The sequence below is a fragment of the Kitasatospora sp. NPDC059803 genome (genome assembly GCF_042732255.1).
In the GTDB taxonomy this organism is placed as follows: Bacteria; Actinomycetota; Actinomycetes; order Streptomycetales; family Streptomycetaceae; genus Kitasatospora.
The window spans coordinates 20,337-39,142 of record NZ_JBHWIJ010000014.1 but is presented as its reverse complement, the minus strand read 5'-3'; the positions used below and the strand labels follow the sequence as shown (position 1 = coordinate 39,142).

16 protein-coding genes and 1 tRNA gene are annotated in these 18,806 nt (G+C 74.1%); 7 read left to right on the top strand and 10 right to left on the bottom strand.

The window, feature by feature from the left end; all coding sequences use genetic code 11:
• Positions 1-8: 8 nt before the first annotated feature.
• Both dhaL and dhaK read right to left on the bottom strand, forming a co-directional pair.
• Positions 9-659 carry a dihydroxyacetone kinase subunit DhaL gene (gene dhaL / locus ACFV6I_RS04120; RefSeq protein WP_063349395.1) on the bottom strand — a complete coding sequence of 217 codons (651 nt, stop codon included), beginning with the start codon at positions 657-659 and terminating at the stop codon, positions 9-11.
• Positions 660-672: 13 nt separating this feature from the next.
• A complete protein-coding gene (dhaK, locus tag ACFV6I_RS04115) occupies positions 673-1,668 on the bottom strand; it encodes a dihydroxyacetone kinase subunit DhaK (protein WP_363376329.1) in 996 nt (331 codons plus the stop codon).
• Between the two features lie 157 nt (positions 1,669-1,825).
• Here dhaK and dhaM point away from each other — a divergent pair, with 157 nt between their 5' ends.
• On the top strand, positions 1,826-2,218 hold the full coding sequence (gene dhaM, locus ACFV6I_RS04110; RefSeq protein ID WP_063349397.1) for a dihydroxyacetone kinase phosphoryl donor subunit DhaM: 393 nt from the start codon (positions 1,826-1,828) through the stop codon (positions 2,216-2,218).
• Positions 2,219-2,252: 34 nt separating this feature from the next.
• Here dhaM and ACFV6I_RS04105 read toward each other — a convergent pair whose 3' ends face one another.
• A complete protein-coding gene (locus ACFV6I_RS04105) occupies positions 2,253-3,968 on the bottom strand; it encodes a bifunctional 3'-5' exonuclease/DNA polymerase (protein WP_380423515.1) in 1,716 nt (571 codons plus the stop codon).
• A 156-nt stretch (positions 3,969-4,124) separates the two neighbouring features.
• Between ACFV6I_RS04105 and ACFV6I_RS04100 the strand changes: the two genes are divergently transcribed.
• A complete protein-coding gene (locus ACFV6I_RS04100) occupies positions 4,125-6,149 on the top strand; it encodes a M3 family metallopeptidase (RefSeq protein WP_380423514.1) in 2,025 nt (674 codons plus the stop codon).
• A gap of 23 nt (positions 6,150-6,172) precedes the next feature.
• Here the strand turns inward: ACFV6I_RS04100 and ACFV6I_RS04095 are convergent, their stop codons facing one another.
• Together ACFV6I_RS04095 and ACFV6I_RS04090 are read right to left on the bottom strand one after the other, a co-directional pair.
• Positions 6,173-7,633, bottom strand: a complete 1,461-nt coding sequence (locus ACFV6I_RS04095) for a cellulase family glycosylhydrolase (protein WP_380423513.1) — start codon at positions 7,631-7,633, stop codon at positions 6,173-6,175.
• An 85-nt stretch (positions 7,634-7,718) separates the two neighbouring features.
• The gene (locus ACFV6I_RS04090) at positions 7,719-8,363 is read right to left on the bottom strand and encodes a TetR family transcriptional regulator (RefSeq protein ID WP_380423512.1); all 645 of its coding nucleotides are present in this window, start codon (positions 8,361-8,363) and stop codon (positions 7,719-7,721) included.
• Positions 8,364-8,490: 127 nt separating this feature from the next.
• Here ACFV6I_RS04090 and ACFV6I_RS04085 point away from each other — a divergent pair, with 127 nt between their 5' ends.
• Positions 8,491-9,717: an acyl-CoA dehydrogenase family protein gene (locus ACFV6I_RS04085; RefSeq protein WP_380423511.1), complete on the top strand. Its 1,227-nt coding sequence runs from the start codon at positions 8,491-8,493 to the stop codon at positions 9,715-9,717.
• A gap of 38 nt (positions 9,718-9,755) precedes the next feature.
• Here ACFV6I_RS04085 and ACFV6I_RS04080 read toward each other — a convergent pair whose 3' ends face one another.
• The 3 genes from ACFV6I_RS04080 to ACFV6I_RS04070 form a co-directional block, all read right to left on the bottom strand.
• Positions 9,756-10,358, bottom strand: coding sequence for a hypothetical protein (locus tag ACFV6I_RS04080; RefSeq protein WP_063349403.1), 603 nt, complete (start codon positions 10,356-10,358; stop codon positions 9,756-9,758).
• A 215-nt stretch (positions 10,359-10,573) separates the two neighbouring features.
• Positions 10,574-11,383, bottom strand: coding sequence for an enoyl-CoA hydratase/isomerase family protein (locus ACFV6I_RS04075; protein WP_380423510.1), 810 nt, complete (start codon positions 11,381-11,383; stop codon positions 10,574-10,576).
• A gap of 35 nt (positions 11,384-11,418) precedes the next feature.
• The gene (locus ACFV6I_RS04070; RefSeq protein WP_380423509.1) at positions 11,419-12,108 is read right to left on the bottom strand and encodes a TetR/AcrR family transcriptional regulator; all 690 of its coding nucleotides are present in this window, start codon (positions 12,106-12,108) and stop codon (positions 11,419-11,421) included.
• Between the two features lie 175 nt (positions 12,109-12,283).
• Between ACFV6I_RS04070 and ACFV6I_RS04065 the strand changes: the two genes are divergently transcribed.
• Positions 12,284-13,750 carry an MFS transporter gene (locus ACFV6I_RS04065; protein WP_380423508.1) on the top strand — a complete coding sequence of 489 codons (1,467 nt, stop codon included), beginning with the start codon at positions 12,284-12,286 and terminating at the stop codon, positions 13,748-13,750.
• Positions 13,751-13,843: 93 nt separating this feature from the next.
• On the opposite strand, the gene ACFV6I_RS04060 is transcribed toward ACFV6I_RS04065, so the two are convergent.
• Entirely contained in the window at positions 13,844-14,392 is a 549-nt protein-coding gene (locus ACFV6I_RS04060; RefSeq protein WP_380423507.1) for a GNAT family N-acetyltransferase, read from the bottom strand.
• A gap of 91 nt (positions 14,393-14,483) precedes the next feature.
• Between ACFV6I_RS04060 and ACFV6I_RS04055 the strand changes: the two genes are divergently transcribed.
• Complete coding sequence (locus ACFV6I_RS04055; RefSeq protein ID WP_380338000.1) at positions 14,484-15,101, top strand: TetR/AcrR family transcriptional regulator; 618 nt, start codon at positions 14,484-14,486, stop codon at positions 15,099-15,101.
• Between the two features lie 372 nt (positions 15,102-15,473).
• Here ACFV6I_RS04055 and ACFV6I_RS04050 read toward each other — a convergent pair.
• Positions 15,474-15,549, bottom strand: a tRNA-Arg gene (locus ACFV6I_RS04050).
• A 637-nt stretch (positions 15,550-16,186) separates the two neighbouring features.
• On the opposite strand from ACFV6I_RS04050, the gene ACFV6I_RS04045 reads away from it, so the two are divergent.
• Both ACFV6I_RS04045 and ACFV6I_RS04040 read left to right on the top strand, forming a co-directional pair.
• Positions 16,187-16,786 carry a single-stranded DNA-binding protein gene (locus ACFV6I_RS04045; protein ID WP_380423522.1) on the top strand — a complete coding sequence of 200 codons (600 nt, stop codon included), beginning with the start codon at positions 16,187-16,189 and terminating at the stop codon, positions 16,784-16,786.
• Between the two features lie 354 nt (positions 16,787-17,140).
• Complete coding sequence (locus tag ACFV6I_RS04040) at positions 17,141-18,634, top strand: Cys-Gln thioester bond-forming surface protein (protein WP_380423506.1); 1,494 nt, start codon at positions 17,141-17,143, stop codon at positions 18,632-18,634.
• The last annotated feature ends 172 nt before the right edge of the window (positions 18,635-18,806 follow it).

Sequence of the window (18,806 nt, the reverse complement as noted above, 5' to 3'; positions counted from 1 at the left end):
AGGGCGCCTCAGGACGCGGTGACGTCGGCGAGGGCGCGGAAGAGGAGGGCGGTGGAGGTGGCGCCAGGGTCCTGGTGGCCGATGCTGCGCTCGCCGAGGTAGGAGGCGCGGCCCTTGCGGGCCTGGAGGGGGACGGTGTCGCGGGCGCCCTGGTCGGCGGCCTCGGCGGCGGCGGCCGCCGCCTCGGGGAGGGTGGCCCCGGCGCCGGCCGCGGCGCGGAAGGCGGCGACGGCCGGGGTGTAGGCGTCGACGATGGTCTTGTCCCCGGGCACGGCCTTGCCGAGGGTGCGGACGGCGTCCAGCCCGGCCGCCAGTGCCTCGGCGACGGCGGCCGGGCCGGCCGGGTCGGTGGGGTCGGCCAGGGCGGGATCGGGCAGGGCGGCGCCGATCGCGCGGAAGGCCTTGCCGTAGAGCGGGCCGGAGGCGCCGCCGACCTTGGAGATCAGCGTGCTGCCCACCTTGGTGAGCACCGCGCCCGGGCCGGCCGGCCGGAGGCCGTCGAGGGCGGCCAGGGCGGCGGAGAAGCCGCGCCGGAGGTTGCTGCCGTGGTCGCCGTCGCCGATCGCCGAGTCCAGCTCGGTGAGCCGGCCCTGCTCCTTCTCGACGGCCGCGGCGATCGCGCGGACCCAGGCCTCGGCGAGGGGGGTGTCGAAGTCCATGACGTCTCCCGGCTCAGGCCCGCTTGAGGGCGGGGGTGTCGACGGGCGCGTCCCACAGCTCCAGCAGCTGCGGGTCGGCCTTGGTGAGGGTGAGCGAGAAGCCCGCCATGTCCAGACTGGTGACGTAGTTGCCGACCAGGCTGCGGGCCACCGTGATGCCGCGCTCGGCGAGCCGGGCGGCGACCTCGCCGTAGGCGATGTACAGCTCCAGCAGGGGGGTCGCGCCGAGGCCGTTGAGCAGGGCGATCACCTCGTCGCCCGGGGCCAGGTGGTGGTCGGCGAGGATGGTGTCGACCACCTCGGCGGCCAGCGCGCGGGCCGGGCGCAGCTTCTCGCGGCGACGGCCGGGCTCGCCGTGGATGCCGACGCCGACCTCGATCTCGTCCTCGGGCAGGTCGAAGCCGGGCTTGCCGGCGGCCGGGGTGGTGGCAGCGGTGAGCGCGATGGCGAAGGAGCGGGAGGCGGCGTTGACCCGCTCGCCCAGGGCGGCCACCTCGTCGAGCGGGGCGCCGCGTTCGGCCAGTGCCCCGGTGGCCTTCTCGACCAGGACGGTCGCCCCGGTGCCGCGGCGGCCGGCCGTCCAGGTGGAGTCCTCGACCGCGACGTCGTCATCGACCAGGACGGTGCGGACCGTCAGGCCCTCCTCGGCGGCGAGTTCGGCGGCGAGCTCGAAGTTCATCACGTCGCCGGTGTAGTTCTTCACGATGAAGACGACGCCGGCGCCGCTCTCCACGGCCTTGGCGGCGGCCAGCATCTGGTCCGGTACCGGGGAGGTGAAGACCTCGCCGGGGCAGGCGGCGTCCAGCATGCCGGGGCCGACGAAGCCGCCGTGCAGCGGCTCGTGGCCGGAGCCGCCGCCGGAGATCACCGCGACCTTGGGCCCGGCCGGGCGGGCGGCCCGGGTGATCACCCGGTTGGGGATGTCCACCGTCAGCTCGGGGTGGGCGGCGGCGACTCCGGCCAACGCGTCCTCCAGGACGCTCTCCGGGGTGTTGATCAGCTTCTTCAACGCTCTTCGCTCCCTTGTGCGGGTCGTCGGCCGTGGACGCTGCTGCCCCGACGCTACGCCAGACGGGGGTGGTGGGCACGGGGTGCGACACGCGGGATTCGCGTCACTCTCCCGGAGTAGCGGCGTCGGCCGCGGGGTCGGTCGTAGGGTCGGGCGCATGAGCGAACACGTGGGTATCGTCCTGGTCTCGCACAGCGCCCGACTGGCCGCCGGGCTGCGCGAGCTGCTCGCCGAACTCGCCCCGGGCGGCGTGCGGGTGGTGTGCGCGGCGGGTACGGAGGACGGCGGGCTCGGCACCAGCTACGACCTGATCGCGCGGGCCGTCGCCGAGGCGGACGGCGGGGCGGGCGTGGTCGTGCTGCCGGACCTCGGCAGCTCGGTGCTCACCGCCGTCACGGTGCTGGAGGACGAGCCGCGCCCGGGCGTGCGGCTGGTGGACGCGCCGTTCGTGGAGGGCGCGGTGGCGGCCGCCGTCACCGCCTCGACCGGGGCGGCGCTGGCGGAGGTGGTCGCGGCGGCCGAGGAGGCCCGCTCGTTCCGGAAGCTGTGAAGCCGCGGGGCCGGAGACCGGGAAGAGGGGGCGGCTACTTGGCGTCGGCGTAGCAGTCCACCACCGCCGTGGTGAGCGGGAAGCGGACCGGGGTGTCGCCGAACACCAGACGGCGGGCCTCGTCGGCCGCCTCGGCGACCGCGGCGGCCACCTCGTCGGCGAGGTTGGCCGGGGTGTGCACGATCACCTCGTCGTGCTGGAAGAACACCAGGTGCGGGCGTTCCGCCGGGCCGGCCGCCGGCAGCTCGCCCAGCCGGCGGCGCAGGGCGGCGAGCAGGGCGAGTGCCCAGTCGGCGGCGCTGGCCTGGATGACGAAGTTGCGGGTGAAGCGGCCGCGGGCGCGGGCCTGCCGGCCGCCGGCCTCGCCGGCCGTGTCGGGGGCCTCGGTGAGGTCGAGGAACTCGGCGGAGGCGGGCGGGCAGACCCGGCCCAGCCGGGAGGCGACCACCCCGCCGTCCTCGCCGGTGCGGGCGGCGGCCTCGACGTAGCCCATCGCGGCGGGGTAGCGGTGGCGCAGGGTGTTCAGCAGCGGGCCGATGTCGCCGCTGGTCTGCCCGTACATGGCGCCGAGCAGGCCGAGCTTGGCCTTGTCGCGGTCGCCCTGGAAGGCGTTGGCGGCCAGCGCCTCGTACAGGTCGCCACCGGCGGCGGTGCGGGCCAGCCCGGCGTCCTGGGAGAGGGCGGCGAGCACCCGGGGCTCCAGCTGGGCGGCGTCGGCGACGACCAGCAGCCAGCCCGGGTCGGCGACGACGGCGCGGCGCAGGATGCGCGGGATCTGCAGCGCGCCGCCGCCGCGGCTGGCCCAGCGCCCGGAGACCACGCCGCCGACCACGTACTCGGGCCGGAACCGGCCGCCGCGGGCCCAGGCGTCCTGCCAGGCCCAGCCGTGCGCGGCGTGGATCCGGGACAGCTCCTTGTAGCGGATCAGCAGCGCGGCGGCCGGGTGGGCGACGCCCTTGAGCTCCCAGGAGCGGGTGGAGCCGAGCTGGATGCCGTTCTCGGCGAAGGCGCGCAGCACCTGGGTGTGCGAGTCGGGGTTGAACGGGCGCCCGCCGAGGGCCTGTTGGAGTTCGACGGAGAGGTCGGCGAGCAGTCTCGGCTGGGCGCCGGGGACGGTCGGGCGGGGGCCGAGGAGTTCGGTGAGCAGTTGGTCGTGGACGTCGGCGCGCCAGGGCAGCCCGTCGTACGCGATCTCGGCGGCGACGAGTGCGCCGGCGGACTCGGCGGCGACCAGCAGCCGGAACCGGTGCCGGGCGGCCGGGTCGGCGATCGCGGCGAGCCGGCGCTGCTGCTCGGCGTGGACGGCGACGACGGCGGTCAGCGGGTCGGCGCCGGGCGGCAGTTGCAGCCGGTCGGGCGCGAACAGGGTGTCCTGCCCGTCGTCGGCCTCGGCGGAGCCGGGCTCGGGCAGGTCGTCCGGGACGGGCAGGCCGCGCAGCCGGGACCAGGCGGCGCCGAGCGAGCGCGGCGCGCCGAACCGGCCCTCGTGCGCCAGCAGCAGGGCCTCGACCAGGCGCAGGTCGTGGCAGCGGGCGAGCCGGTCGGGCAGCCGGGGCAGCAGCGGCGCGTAGGCGCTGTCGGTGGCGGCCCACACCCAACGGGAGTGCTCGGCGGCCTCCCGGGCGGCGACGGCGGCGGCGAGGTCGGGGACCTTCTCGGGCGGGCCGAGCGGGGTGCCGGCGTCGTCGAGCGGCTGGAGCCGGCCGCCGGGGCCGTGCGGGTCGGGGGCGAGGGCCGTCCTGGGTGCCACGGGGGCGTCTCCTCTCCGGCGCGCTGTTCTGGCGTGCGGGTACGGGCACGGGTGTGCGGTCGTTCGGGTGTCCGGGCTCGACGTTAACGGGTGGGTACGACAACGGGGGGCGGGGGCGCATAGGCAGGGTGGGTGACACGGCGTAGGGTCGGCGAAATGACCGAGAACCCGTTCTTCAAGCCCAGCCCCCTGGTCTACGAACTGCCGCCCTTCGCCGAGATCCGGCCGGAGCACTTCCTGCCCGCGTACGAGCGCGGGATGGCGGAGCAGCTGGCCGAGATCGCGGCGATCACCGCGGATCCGCGGCCGCCGACGCCGGACAACACCCTGGTCGCCCTGGAGCGTTCCGGGGAGCTGCTGCGCCGGGTGGACGCGGTGTTCCGCAACCAGTCGTCCTCGGACACCAGCGAGCCGGTCGACGAGGTGGAGACCGCGGTGAGCCCGCTGCTGGCCGCGCACCACGACGCGATCCACCTGGACCGCGCCCTGTTCGCCCGGATCGAGGAGCTGTACGGGCGCCGCGCCGACCTGGGTCTGGACCCGGAGTCGCTGCGGCTGCTGGAGACCCGGCACACCCGTTTCGTCCGCTCCGGCGCCCGGCTGGGCGAGGCGGAGCAGGCCCGGCTGCGCGAGCTGAACGCCGAACTCGCGGGGCTCGGCACGACGTTCCAGCAGAACGTGAACGCCGCCAGCAAGGCCGCCGCGCTGGTCGTGGACGCGGCCGAGGAGCTGGACGGGCTGTCCGCGGACGAGGTCGCCGCCGCTGCGGAGAACGCCCGGGTGCTCGGGCAGGAGGGCCGGTTCGTGCTGTCCCTGAAGAGCACCTCCGGCCAGCCCGAACTAGCCCGGCTGACCGACCGGTCGGTGCGCGAGCGGCTGCTGGCGGCCTCGCTCGACCGGGGCCTGGCGGTCAACGGCCCGCTGGCGATCCGGATGGCCGGGCTGCGCGCCGAGCGGGCCGCGCTGCTGGGGCACCCGAGCCACGCCGCGTACGTGGTGGAGGACGAGACCGCGGGCACGGTGGAGGCGGTGTCCGGACTGCTGGCCCGGCTGGTGGGTCCGGCGGTGGCCAACGCCGGCCGGGAGGCCGCCGAGCTGGCCAAGCTGGCGGCGGCGGACGGGATCGAGGAGATCGCCGCGCACGACTGGGCGTACTACTCGGAGAAGGTCCGGCAGAGCTCCTACCAGGTGGACGCGGCGGTGCTGCGCCCGTACTTCGAGCTGGAGCGGGTGCTCCGGGACGGCGTGTTCTTCGCCGCGGGGCTGGCGTACGGGCTGACCTTCACCGAGCGGCCGGACCTGACGGCCCACCACCCGGACGCGCGGGTCTTCGAGGTGTTCGAGGAGGACGGCGGTTCGCTGGGCCTGTTCATCGGCGACTTCCACGCCCGGGCGTCCAAGCGCGGCGGTGCCTGGATGGACGAGCTGGTGAGTCAGGCGGGGCTGACCGGCCGCCGGCCGGTGGTGATCAACAACCTGAACATCGCCCGCCCGGCGCCGGGCGAGCCGGTGCTGCTGGCCTGGGACGAGGTGCGCACGCTCTTCCACGAGTTCGGGCACGCGCTGCACGGGCTGTTCTCGGACGTGCGGTACCCGCTGTTCGCGGGCACCTCGGTGCCCCGGGACTTCGTCGAGTTCCCCTCGCAGGTCAACGAGATGTGGATGGTCCGGCCGGAGGTGCTGGCCAACTACGCGCGCCACCACGTGACCGGGGAGCCGCTGCCGGCCGAGCTGGTCGAGCGGATGGTGGCGGCCGAGGGCTTCGGGGAGGGCTTCCGGACGGTGGAGTACCTCGCGGCGACGCTGCTGGACTGGGCCTGGCACACCGTGCCGCAGGGCCGGGAGATCGCGGACGCCGAGGAGTTCGAGGCACGGGCGCTGGCGGAGGCCGGGATCGCGGTGCCGGCGATCCCGCCGCGCTACCGGACGGCGTACTTCCAGCACGTCTTCGCCAGCGGCTACAGCGCCGGGTACTACGCGTACATCTGGTCGGAGGTGCTGGACGCCGACACCGTGCAGTGGTTCGAGGGCAACGGGCGTGCGGTGCGGGAGAGCGGCGAGCTGTTCCGGCGCGAGCTGCTGGCGCGCGGCTACGGCCGGGACCCGCTGGAGTCCTTCCGCGCGGTGGTCGGCCGGGCGCCGGAGACCGGGCCGCTGCTGGCGCGGCGGGGCCTGCTCTAGCCGCCGGGCGGCCCCGGTGGCGGTCAGCGCGGTGTGACCGTGACCGTCACCGGGGTGCCCGGGCGGGCGTGCGGGAGGCGGATCCGGACGGTTCCGGCCCGCCCGCCGGCCGGCTGTTCGACGTCGACGCGGGCGGCGGCGGGGGTGACGGTGACGTCGGCGCCGTGCGGGAACGCCGCCGGGGGCAGGACGAGTTCGCTGCCGTGCCGGGTGCCGTCGGCGCTCCAGTGGACGGTGGTGGCGCCGGTGCGCACGTCCGTTCCGGCGACGGCCGCCGGGTACGGGCCGAAGGCGGGTTCGTCGCCGGGGGCGGGGCGCCCGGCCGGGTCGAGCGCGCAGTAGCCGCCGGTGCCGCGGCACCAGTACCACATGGTCCAGCCCTCGGCGAAGCCGTCCATCGCGGCGACCTGCCGGCGGACCAGCAGGGTGTTGCCCGGCCTGCGGGAGTCGGGCGGGCCCCATTCGCCGACCAGGACGGGCAGGCGGTGGGCGGCGGGGTAGGCGGTGATCGCGGCGGTGTAGCGCTCGACGAAGCCGTCGGCCGGGTCCCAGTCGGCGCCGTTCTCGACCGCGGTGTCGTAGAAGTGCGGTGCGTAGCCGAGCCGGGGCGGGCCGGGGCGAGGGTCGTCGAAGCCGGGCAGCCGGGTGGGCACGCCCTGGCCGACCAGGACGGTGGGTTCGACGAACAGCCAGGCGCGGGAGTCGACCCGGCGTACGGCGGCGATCAGGCGGCGGTACATGTCGGCGAGCCGGCCCTGTTCGAGGGCGGCGGAGGCGGCGGCGAGGACGGCCGGGTCGGTCGGGTCGCCGTCCACCGGGCCGAACGGCTCGTTGAACAGGTCGTAGCCCAGCAGCGAGCGGTGGCCGCGCAGTTCGAGGGCGAGCCGGGTGTAGAAGTCGGCCTGCCAGGCGCGCAGGTCGGGGTCGTCGTAGAGGTGGCGGAAGGCGGCCTGGACGGCGGGCTGGAAGTACCCGGCGAACCAGTCGTTCGGGTCGGGGGTGAACGGCAGGCCGTCGTCCCGGGTGGCCCAGGGCGGGATGCCGCGGTCGCCGCCGCCGAACGCCGGCCCGTAGATGTCCTGGTGCAGGTCGATCAGGGCGAGCAGGCCGTACCGGTCGGCCCAGCCGAGGAGTTGGCGCAGCCGGTGCAGTTCGGTCGGGTCGAGGCGGCCGCGGACGGGCTCCAGCCTGTTCCAGGAGACCGCCACCCGGATCAGGGTGAAGCCCTGCGCGGCCAGGGACTTGAGGTCGGCCTCGGTGGTCTCGGCGTACTTGTCGAGGTTGAAGCCGCGCAGTTGGAGGCGGCGGCCCTGGGCGTCGGTGAAGGCGGTGCGGCCGTCGGGGCCGGTGGCCGTTGAAGCGGGGAACCGCGCGGGCGGGCCGCCGTGGGCGCCGTCGTGCGCGGCGGCGGGGGTGGCGGGGGCCGCGGTGAGGGCCGTGGTGGCGGCGAGCAGCAGGGCGGCGGCGGTGCGGCGCAGGCGCATCGGGACCTCGTACGGCGCGGGGGTGGGGGCCCGATGATGCCTGCGGTGCCGGGTGTCGCACAAGGGCCTTGCGCGGAAGGGGAGTTCAGTCGGCGTCCGGGGCCGAGGTCGGGGCCGGGGTCGGGGTCGGGGCCGGGGTGGCGGGGGTGGGCAGGTCCGCGGCGGCGGCCAGGCGGCCCCAGAGCAGGTCGGCGAGCGCCTGCACCATGCGGGTGCGTGAGCAGGGTCTGGTCTCCAGCCACCAGTCGCCGGCTGCCAGCACCATGCCGGTGATGCCCCGGCCCCAGGCCTCGGCGAGCAGCTCACGGTCGGCGCCGAGGTCGACCTGGCTCTGCACGGCCCGGGTGATCTCCGCGGCGATCTGCCGCAGTGCGGGGGCGAGTGCGGTGCCGGGGCCGCTCGGGTCGCCCGGTTCGGGGTGGGTGAGCAGCCGGTAGACCTGCGGGCGGGCCTCGATCCCGGCCAGGTAGGTGTCCAGGACGTGTTCGACCCGGTCGCGGCGCTCCAGTGGTTCGGCGAGGGCGGCCCGGACGGCGGCCAGCAGGCCGCTGGTGTGGCGCTCGGTGAGGGCTGTGATCAGGCCGTTCCGGTCGCCGAAGTGGCGGTAGAGGATCGGTTTGGTGATGCCGGCCTCGGCGGCGATGGCGTTCATGCTGGCGGTCGGGCCGTTCCGCTGGATGACCCGGTCGGCGGCGTTGAGCAGCTGCTCGCGGCGGGGCTCTCGGGACATGTGCTGCTCCTTGGATTCGGGGTCTGACTGGGCGTTGACACCGGTTACCAATCAGTAGCAGACTCCGACGATGTTACCCGAGGTAACCCCCCTGGTCGGCCGTACCCCTTCTTCGGAGGCAAGCACCATGAGCAGCACGTTCTCGCTGGACCCGGGTGCGGACCAGCTCGCCGTACGCGACTGGCTGCACGGCTTCGCCGCCGACGTCGTCCGCCCCGCCGCGGCCGAGTGGGACGAGCGTGAGGAGACCCCCTGGCCGATCATCCAGGAGGCCGCCAAGCTGGGCATCTACTCGCTGGACTTCTACGCCCAGCAGTACTTCGACCCCTCCGGCGTCGGCATTCCGATCGCCATGGAGGAGCTGTTCTGGGGCGACGCGGGCATCGGGCTGTCCATCGTCGGCACCACGCTGGCCGCCGTCGCGGTGCTCGCCAACGGCACCGACGAGCAGATCGGCACCTGGACCCCGCAGATGTTCGGCACCCCGGACGACCTCAAGGTGGCCGCGTTCTGCTCCTCCGAGCCCGACGCCGGCTCCGACGTCTCCGCGCTGCGCACCCGGGCGGTGTACGACGGGGCCAAGGACGAGTGGGTGCTCAACGGCACCAAGACCTGGGCCACCAACGGCGGGATCGCCGCCGTCCACGTCGTCGTCGCCACCGTCGACCCGGAGCTCGGGGCGAAAGGCCAGGCCTCCTTCATCGTCCCGCCGGGCACCCCCGGGCTGAGCCAGGGCCAGAAGTTCAAGAAGCACGGCATCCGCGCCTCGCACACCGCCGAGGTGGTGCTGGACGGCGTCCGGGTACCCGGCAGCTGCCTGCTCGGCGGCAAGGAGAAGCTGGACGAGCGGCTGGCCCGGGCCCGTGAAGGGGACAAGCGCCCGGGGGGCAGGGGCAACGCGGCGATGGCCACCTTCGAGGCCTCCCGGCCGGCCGTCGGCGCGCAGGCGATCGGCATCGCCCGGGCCGCGTACGAGGTGGCGCTGGACTACGCGAGGACCCGCGAGCAGTTCGGCCGTCCGATCATCGACAACCAGGGCGTGGCCTTCCAGCTCGCCGACATGAAGACCCGGATCGACGCCTCCCGCCTGCTGGTGTGGCGGGCCTCCTGGATGGCGGCCAACAACCAGCCGTTCACCGCGGCCGAGGGCTCGATGTCCAAGCTGTACGCGGGCGAGACGGCCAAGTGGGTCACCGCGCAGGCGATGCAGATCCTCGGCGGCAACGGCTTCACCCGGGAGTACCCGGTGGAGCGGATGCACCGGGACAGCGCGATCTACTCGATTTTCGAGGGGACCAGCGAGATCCAGCGGCTGGTGATCGCGCGGGCGATCTCGGGGATGCCGATCCGCTGAGCCCGGCTACCGGGCTGTTGGGCCGTCGGCCCGCCGGGCTACCGGGCCGCCCAGAAGGCGAGTCCGGCGGTGAGCGCGCCCACCGCCGCGCCGACGATGGTCTGCGCGGTGGTGTGGTCCCGCAGCACCACCCGGGACCAGCCGATCGCCGCGACCAGCGGGGCGAGCAGCAGCCACAGCGGGCCGAGCGCGATCCCGAGGCAGACCACCGCGCCGGCGGCCACGGCGGTGTGCACGGAGACCTTCCACCAGACGGTGATCACCAGGATCGGGACCAGCGAGGCGAACATCGCCAGCACCATCGCGGTCAGGTCGGCCGGGGCGTCCAGCCAGAGCATCACGGCGAAGCTGGTCGCGACCGAGCCCATGATGAACGGGATGACGGTCAGCCGGCGCTGCCGGTGGCCGACGTGGCGGTCCTCCAGGGTGCCCTTGCGGATGCCGCGCTGGATGAACATGGTCGGGATGACGGCCGCGAACAGGGCCGCGAAGGCCGCCCAGCCGAGGCCCGTCCAGCCGTAGCGGATGACGCCCATCAGGGGGAGCATCGCGATGATGACGTTCTTCGGCTCGACGCCGTCGGTGACCCGGCGGGCCCAGATCGTCCGGCTGGTGGGGGCGGTCGTGGCCTCGGTCGTCATCGGGGTGTGTGCTCCGGGTGCGCAAAGGGGTCGGCGTGAGGGCTCGGCGTGAAGGGTCGGCGCGACGGGGGCGTCGGGGCGCGGGCGTCGGGACGGTCCGGCGCCGATCGGATGATCGTACGCGAGTCCGTCCGCGCGGCCGGTGCCCGGACCTGAGGCCCGGCCCCGGTCGGAGCCGGTGCCCGGCCCCGGTCGGACCTGGTGCCCGGCCCCGGTCAGAACCGCGCCGGGCGGCCCTCCAGGAACGCGGCCAGCCCCTCGGGCACGTCCGAGGTCTCCCGGGAGCGGCGCTCCCAGGGCGCCAGCGCCTGCGCCGCCCGCTCCGCCGGGACGGCCAGCGCGGCCTTCGCCGCGCCGATGGTCTGGGCCGAGCGCCGGGTCAGCAGTCGGGCGAACTCCAGCGCGGCGGCGTCCAGTTCGACGCCCGGCAGGACGCGCTCCGCCAGGCCCAGCGGCAGCGCGTCGCGGCCCGTCACCAACTCGCCGGAGAACAGCAGGTACTTGGCGCGGGCCGGGCCGACCAGCCGGGCCAGCCGTACGGTCGGCACCGCCGGGTAGACCACGCCGAGCTTGGCCGGGGTGATCCCCAGCCGGGCGTCCTCGGCGACGAACCGCAGGTCGCACGCGACGGCCAGCTGGCAGCCGCCGCCCACGCAGGCGCCCTGCACCACGGCGACGGTCGGGTGCGGGAAGGCCGCCAGTGCCTCCTCGGCGGCGACGTTGACCGCGTGGTAGGCGTCCGCACGCTCCGGATCGCCGTACACCTCGGCGAGTTCGGCGATGTCCGCGCCCGCGCTGAAGGTGCCGCCGGCGCCGGTGACCAGCAGGGCGCGCACCCCCGGCTGCTCGGCGAGGCGCAGCAGCACCTTCGGCAGCGCCTGCCAGATCTCCAGGGTCACCGCGTTGCGCCGGTGCGGTCGGGCGAACTCCAGGACGGCGACGCCGTCCTCGCCGACGTACGCGTGCAGGCCCTCGGCGTGGGCGGGCAGGGCGGAGCGGTCCCGCGTGAGCAGCGGCTGGTCCATGCGCACCTCCGGGCGGTCGTGGTGCGCCCACTCTCTCAGGAGATGACGGCGCAGTAGTCGCCGAGGCCGCCCTCGACCAGGGCGAAGGCGCGCGCGGCCCGGTCGAGGGCGGCGGGCAGGGCGGCCGCGGCGCGTTCGCCGGTCAGTATCCGGCGCTGGTTCTCGGTGGTCAGGGCCAGTCGGGCGGCGAGCAGTTGGGCGGCGGCGATCTGTGCGGTGAGCTCGTCGTGGGCCGGGTCCTGGGCGAGGAGTTCGGTGGTCAGCAGGCCCTGCGCGTGCCGGCCGAAGCCGGCGGTGGCGCGCATCGCCAGGGCCGGGGTGCGGTGGATCAGCCGGACCACGTCGAGCACGAGCGGTTCGTCGCTCAGCCCGGTGGCCGGGTCGTGCTGCTCCAGCGCGGCGAGGTACTGCTCGCGCAGCGCCGCCACCGCCGAGGTGCCGGGGGCGCGTTCGCGGACCACCCGGGCCGGCTCGTCGAGGTGCTGTTCCATGGGGGCCATGACCAGGTCTTCCTTGGTGGGGAAGTAGTTGAAGACGGTCATCTTGGACACCTCGGCGGCGGCCGCGATCTCGGCCACCGAGACCTGGTCGAAGTCCCGCTCGGCGAACAGTCCGATGGCGGTGCGCCAGATCCGGATGCCGGTCTGGATCTTCTTGCGCTCGCGCAGCGGGAGGGCGTCGAGGTCGCGGTCGTCGTCGGGGCTGAAGCCGGTGTGCGTCGCCATGGCTCGACTGTACCAGGATCAAAGATCGACCAGGATGAAGATTGAGCTGAGCTTAAGAATTGACCAGGTATAAAAAAACTGCCATGGTGAGGACGTGCCGCCGGCCGCACCGGCCCGGCCCGAACTCCACCGACCCTGGGGGGACTTACCGATGGCGCCCGCTGCCCCTGCCTTGATGACACCGGCCCAGCGCAACCTGGGCATGCTGCTCTGCCTGGTCACGATCGTGCTGGCCGTGCTCGACATGAACATCGTGTCCGCGGCCACCGTGCCGATCGTCCGGGAGCTCGACCCCGTCCACGGCGTCGACCGGCTGCCCTGGCTGATCAGCTCGTTCGCCCTCGCCGCGACCGCGCTGCTGCCGCTCTACGGCAAGCTCTGCGACCTGTACGGCGCCAAACGCGTGCTGCTCGGCGCGGTCGGCACCTTCCTGGTCGGCTCGGCGCTCTGCGGGCTCGCGCAGTCGATGGGCCAGCTGATCGCCTTCCGGGCCCTCCAGGGCATCGGCGGCGGCGGGCTGATGAGCGTCACCATGGTGGTCGTCGCCCACCTCAAGGACCCGGCCGAGCGCGGCAGCGGCAAGGGCGGCGCGATGGGCGGGATCGTCGCGGGCATCGGCATGGCGGTCGGCCCGCTGATCGGGGCGCTGTTCACCGACCACCTCGGCTGGCGCTGGATCTTCTACATCAACCTGCCGCTCGGCCTGCTCGTCCTGGTCGGCACCGCCCTGGTGATCAAGCTGCCGCCGGCGGCAGGCCGCCGCAGCCTGGACTTCCTCGGCGCGGCCCTCGCCGCCGCCTTCGCGACCGGGCTGCTGCTGGTCACCGAGTGGGGCGGCAAGGACTACGCCTGGACCTCCCCGGTGATCCTCGGGCTCGTCGCCGCCACCCTGGCCGCGTTCGGCCTCTTCGTGTGGCGCCAGGCCACCGCCGCCGAGCCGGTGCTGCCGCTGTCGCTGTTCCGGATCGGCGTGGTGCGCCTCGGCTTCGCGATCCAGGGCCTGGTCGGGATGGGCATGACCGGCTCGATCGTCTACGTGATGCTCTACCTGCAGATCGCCCGCGGCGTCGACCCCACCTCGGCCAGCCTCTACCTGATCCCGATGGCGGGCGGGATGACGGCGGTCGGCCTGCTGGCCGGCCGGCTCACCGCCCGCGGCTACGCGGAGCGCACCTTCCTGGTGGCCGGCGCGGGCTGCGCGGCGATCGCCCTGCTCCTGCTCGGCCTCAACGGCCCGACCACCGGGCTGTGGGCGGTCTGCGGCGAACTCGTCCTGCTGGGCGTCGGGATGGGCCAGCTGATCGGCCAGCTGGTCACGGTGGTGCAGGAGTCCGTCCCCCGGCACCACCTCGGCGTCGCGACCACCGGGATCCGCTTCTTCCAGACCCTCGGCAGCGCGCTCGGCGCGGCGCTCTTCGGCACCGTGCTGGCCCGGGTCTTCGCGGACGGCGAGCCCGGCCTGCCGCTCGGCGCCGTCCGGACGCTCGGCGGCGCGGCCCGCGAGCACGCGCTGCGCAGCTTCACGGACGCCGTCGACGTGGTGTTCCTGTCGGCCGGCGGTCTGCTGGTGCTGGTCCTGATGCTCGCGCTGCGGGTGCCCAGGGCGGTGGCGGCGGCGGAGCCGCCGGTGCTGGCGGCCTGAGGGGTCTGAGGGGTCTTGGGGGTCGGGGACGACGGCCCGGGGTGCGGGGTCCGGTGGGACACGGGGGTGTCCACCGGGCCCCTCCGCGTCCGGTCAGGCCCCGGGCGTCCACTCCGGAGCCAGGATCGACCAGATCTGCTTGTCGTGGCGGACCCCGTTGTGCGGGTACCACTCGCGCAGGGTGCCGTCCAGGCTCATGCCGACCCGCTCGGCGACGGCCCGGCTGCGGGCGTTGCCGGCGGAGCACCACCACTCGGCGCGGTGCAGGCCGCGGGTGGTGAAGGCGTAGTCGATCAGCACCCGGACGGCGGCGGTGATCAGCCCGCCGCCCTCGCCGGCCGGCTCGGTCCAGGCGCCGATCTCGCAGACGCCGCTCTGGGCGTTGAAGCTCACGAACATCACGCCGCCGACCAGCGTGCCGTCCCGCCAGATGCCGTAGATCCGGCCGCTGTCGGCGGCCTGCTGGTCGGCGTAGCGCTGGAGGGTGGCGCGGGCGGAGTCGAGGTCGGTGGAGCGGGTGGCCCAGGGGATCCACGGATCGGTGTGGGCGCGGGCGCGGTCGATGTGGGCCAGGAACTCGGCCGCCTGCCACGGCTCCAGCGGGCGCAGTTCGGCGTTCTCGGCGAGCGGTACGGCAAACATGGGCTGGCCTTTCACGGGATGCACGGTCCACGGGATGCGCGGTGTGCTGGGAACCATACATAACAAACGTTTGGTATGTACGATGACCCCCATGACGCCGGCCCGTGGAGACCATGACGCCCGCCGCCTGGAAGTGTCCGAGGGTGTGTGGCGGGTGCTCTCCAGCCGTGGCTTCGAGGGGCTGACCCTGCGTGCCGTGGCCACCGAACTGGGCGCCTCCACCGGCCTGTTGACGCACTACTTCCCCAACAAGCGGGCCCTGCTGAGCCACGCCCTGGACGAACTCGACCGGCGCTCCGGCTCCCGGCCCCGGCGCACCGCCCCCGCCGACGGCACCCCGCCGCCACCCCCCGGGCTGGCCCGACTGCGGGCCGCGCTGCTCGACGTCCTGCCGCTCGACGGGGCGGCGGCGGCCGGCAACCGGATCTGGGTCGGCTCCTGGGACGTCGCCCTGTCGGACCCCGCGCTCGCGGCCGCGCACGCGGGTCGCTACGCCCGCTCGCGCGAGGCCCTCGCGGTGCACGTCGCGGACGCCCAGCGGCTCGGGGAGCTCCCGGCCGGGGCTGACGCCGCCGCGCTCGCGACCGGTGCGCAGGCCTTCGCGCTCGGCCTGGTGGTGCAGGTGCTGTTCGCCCCGGCGGAGTTCCCGCCTGAGCGGCAGACCGCTCTGCTGGACGCCTACCTGGCCGGGCTCGCCACCGCCGGCTGACGCGCCACCGCCGACTGACGCGCCACCGGCGGCAGACTCGCCGCCATCGGCTGAGCGGCCGGCCGGGCTCGCGATCACGGGCCGAGCGGCCGGTCGGGAACCCGACCGAGCGGCTCCCGGCCGGGTCGGTGGGGCGGATTGTCCCCGGAGCGTGATTCGCCCGGGATTTCGGTTGTTCGGGTCTTCTCCCGCATCCGATCCGCAGTGGCGGTCATCCGGAGCAGCCTGTTATCGCAGCGGCCATGACACGCATCGTCACGGGTTAGGTGCGGTGGGTGTACGCAATCAGGCGGTGTGCGGAGGGGATTTCCGGGAGCCCGCGACGGCCGGGCAATGCGGCCGCCGGCCTGGCGGCCTGCGGGAATGCCGAGGTGGTGCCCCCAGCAGGATTCGAACCTGCGACCTACCGCTTAGAAGGCGGGTGCTCTATCCGCTGAGCTATGGGGGCGGGACGGGCTGCGCCCGGGCGGGCGTGACCGTGGCCGGGTCGGGCGACGAGCGCCGGGGGCGCGCGTGTCCGGCCCCGTGCCGTGAGGGTGGGGGTCGGTGGGCCCTCGACCTGTCGGGGACAGGATAAGGGTGCCCAGTTCCTCGGCCGAGTGTGACGACACCGCCGTTGGTGTGTCGGTTCGGTGGAGCGGTCCGATAATCGCAGGTGAACGCCGTGAGTGCAGCGGTCTGGGAGTGTTCCGAGCCGGACGTTGTGCAGTCGTTACGGGGCTGCCGCCCCACCCGTTATGGATTCGGCACGGAGAATGTGTCGCCACCGGTGCGGGTGGGGGGCCGTATTCGGCTTCCTCCGGTCGGATGACGTGCGCGGACGGTCGGTCGGCGCTGTTCCGGGGCGTGTCGGTTGGGGGCGGCGAGCAGCCGGTTTGTTGTCATGGCCGCGATGAGATGGGCTCGAAGGGGTGCCGAAAGGCCGAAATTCACCCCTGCGAGTGACGTCGGTTTTCCGAGGCATCGAGTTGTCCACAGGATTTCAGAACTCTCTGGCGGGGATTTCCCGCGAAGCGCACTCTCGACGCGCACCGGTCGATTCCGTACGGTGCATCGGCGAGAACGGAGAGTGCACTGTGAACGAGATGCAGGTGACGATCGTCGGCATTGTCGCGACGGAGGTGAGCTACGGCGAAACGGGCAGCGGGGTGCCGATGGCCAAGTTCCGGCTCGGCTGCACCGAGCGCCGGTACGACCGGCAGCGCGAGTGCTGGGCGGACGGCGAGACGCAGTGGCTGACGGTGACGGCCTGGCGGGGGCTCGCGGTCAATCTGATCGGTTCGCTCGCCAAGGGGGATCCGGTGTTGGTGAGTGGTCGGCTGCGGCTGCGGGAGTGGGCCGACGGCGAGGTGAAGCGCACCGGGGCCGAGATCGACGCCCGATCGGTCGGACACGACCTCACCCGTGGTACCTCGGCGTTCCGTTGGGCGGCGGGGGTGCGCGGGCAGCCGTCGGGCGCCACCGGGCCGAGCGGGGCGCAGGCCGGGGCAGGGGTGGTGCCGGGGTGGATCGCCGACGCGCTGGAGGCGCGGAAGGCCTTGGCGGTGGCCTCGGCGCCGCGCCCGCCGGAGCCCCCGCCGCCGGCGCGGCCGGTGTCGGACGGGGCGTCGGAGGCGGAGGCGGGGGAGCGGGGCAGGGTGGCCGAGGGGGAGTGGGGAGGTGACGAGCAGGCTGCGCTGATCTGACGGGTCGATGACCTTAACTGTCGACAAATATGTTGATCGAGACTGTTGTTGCGCCCGCATGCGCAATCTCGCCCGGATAACGAAAAGTCGCGAGGAGATTCTGGCTGATCGTCAGCTTGTGTCGAAACTGAGGGGGTTGATAACGATCCAGATACGGAATCGTCCTGATTTCGCATGGGGGTTTCGGGGCCTGCGGGGCTCAATAGGATTCGTCTGGTTCATACCCGCAGCAGCGCCACAGGGGGCGCGCGCGGCACGGCAAGTCGGCGGGCTGTCCATCGGTGCGGCCCGGCCCCGGAGGGATCCCAGATGTTCCAGAGGCAGGTGCGGAGTCTCCCCCGCATAACCACTGTCATGCTCACGACCAGCCTGGTGTTGGGCGGGGGCCTGTTCGCGGCCGGTGCGGCGGCCGCGGCGGACACCCCGGGTGCGGGCGTCAAGGCCGTCCTCCAGAACACGATGGTGGGCGAGAAGATCGACGTCGAGGGCAAGGGGACCGTCGACGGCGGTCTGTTCACCCTCAAGACGTCCAACGGCGAGATCCAGACCTACTGCATCGACTTCGACAACCCGGTCTACCTGGACAGCGCCGCGAAGTACCAGGAGTCGGACTGGAAGTCGAGCTCCCTCGGCGGCAAGAACAAGGTCGAGGCGGCCTCCAAGATCCGCTGGATCCTGGAGAACTCCTACCCGCAGGTCAAGGACCTGACGGCGCTCGGCAAGACCGTCGGCGTCGACGGCCTGACCGCCGAGGACGCCGCCGCGGGCACCCAGGCCGCGATCTGGAAGTTCTCGGACAACAAGAACGCCACCCCGCGCAACGCCAAGGCCAAGAAGCTGCGCGACTACCTGCTCGGCGACGCCAACAAGGGCATCGCCGCCGAGCCCAACCCCTCGTTGACGCTCAACCCGGACTCCGTCTCCGGCAAGTCCGGCAACAAGCTCGGCCCCTTCACCCTCAAGTCCAGCGCCGCCGAGGTGAAGCTCACCGTCACCGGTGACGCCGCCGACAAGGTCAAGGTGGTGGACAAGGACGGCAAGCCGGTCGGCGCCACCCTGACCGGTCCGATCAAGGAGACCCAGCTGTTCCTGGACGTGCCGGCCGGCACCCCGGACGGCTCCGTCGCCCTGGCCGCCGCCGCCGACACCGTCGTGCCCAGCGGCCGGGTCTTCCTCAGCGAGGGCTACGACCCGAAGCGGCACAGCCAGAGCATGATCCTGGCCGGCTCCAGCAAGCTCAGCGTCTCCGCCGGCGCCAAGGCCACCTGGAAGCAGGGCCAGGGCGCGCTGGTCGACAGCACCGCCCAGGTCGAGTGCGAGAACAACGGCGTGCGCGTCACCGTCACCAACGGTGGTGACGAGGCCGCCACCGTCACGGTCAAGCCGGGCAAGCAGCTGACCGTCCAGCCGGGCAAGACCGAGAACGTGCTCGTCCCGGTCGCCGAGAAGGCCGCCTACGACATCAACGTCACCGGCCCGAACGGCTTCGCCAAGGAGTTCAAGGGCGTCCTGGACTGCAAGACCGGCGTGACCCCGCCGACCTCCGGCCCGTCGACCCCGGCCGCGAGCGGCACCCCGAGCGGCGCCCCGAGCACCGCCCCGACCGGCACCCCGAGTGGCACCCCGAGCCAGGCCGGTACCCCGTCGGCCGGTGCCAGCACCGCCGCCGGCGCGCACCCGAGCCCGGCCGCGACCAACTCCGCCCCGGGCACCGGTGGCCTGGCCCAGACCGGTGCCAGTGACTCGACCCCGATCCTCGCCGCCGTCGCCGGTGGCCTGGTCCTGGCCGGTGGCGCCGCGGTCTTCGTCCTGCGCCGCCGTGGCCGCCACGGTCGCACCGCCGCCTGAACCGCCCCGCAGGCCCGGAGGCGCTGACCTCCTGAGGCCCTGACGGCACCCGGCCCGGGCCCCCCCCCCCCGCGGGGGGCGGGGCGGGGCCCGTGGACGCCCCGCCGCGGGTAACCCCCCGGGGGCCCCCCCGCGGGGGGGGGCCCCCGCCCGGGGGGGTGTGTTATAAAAC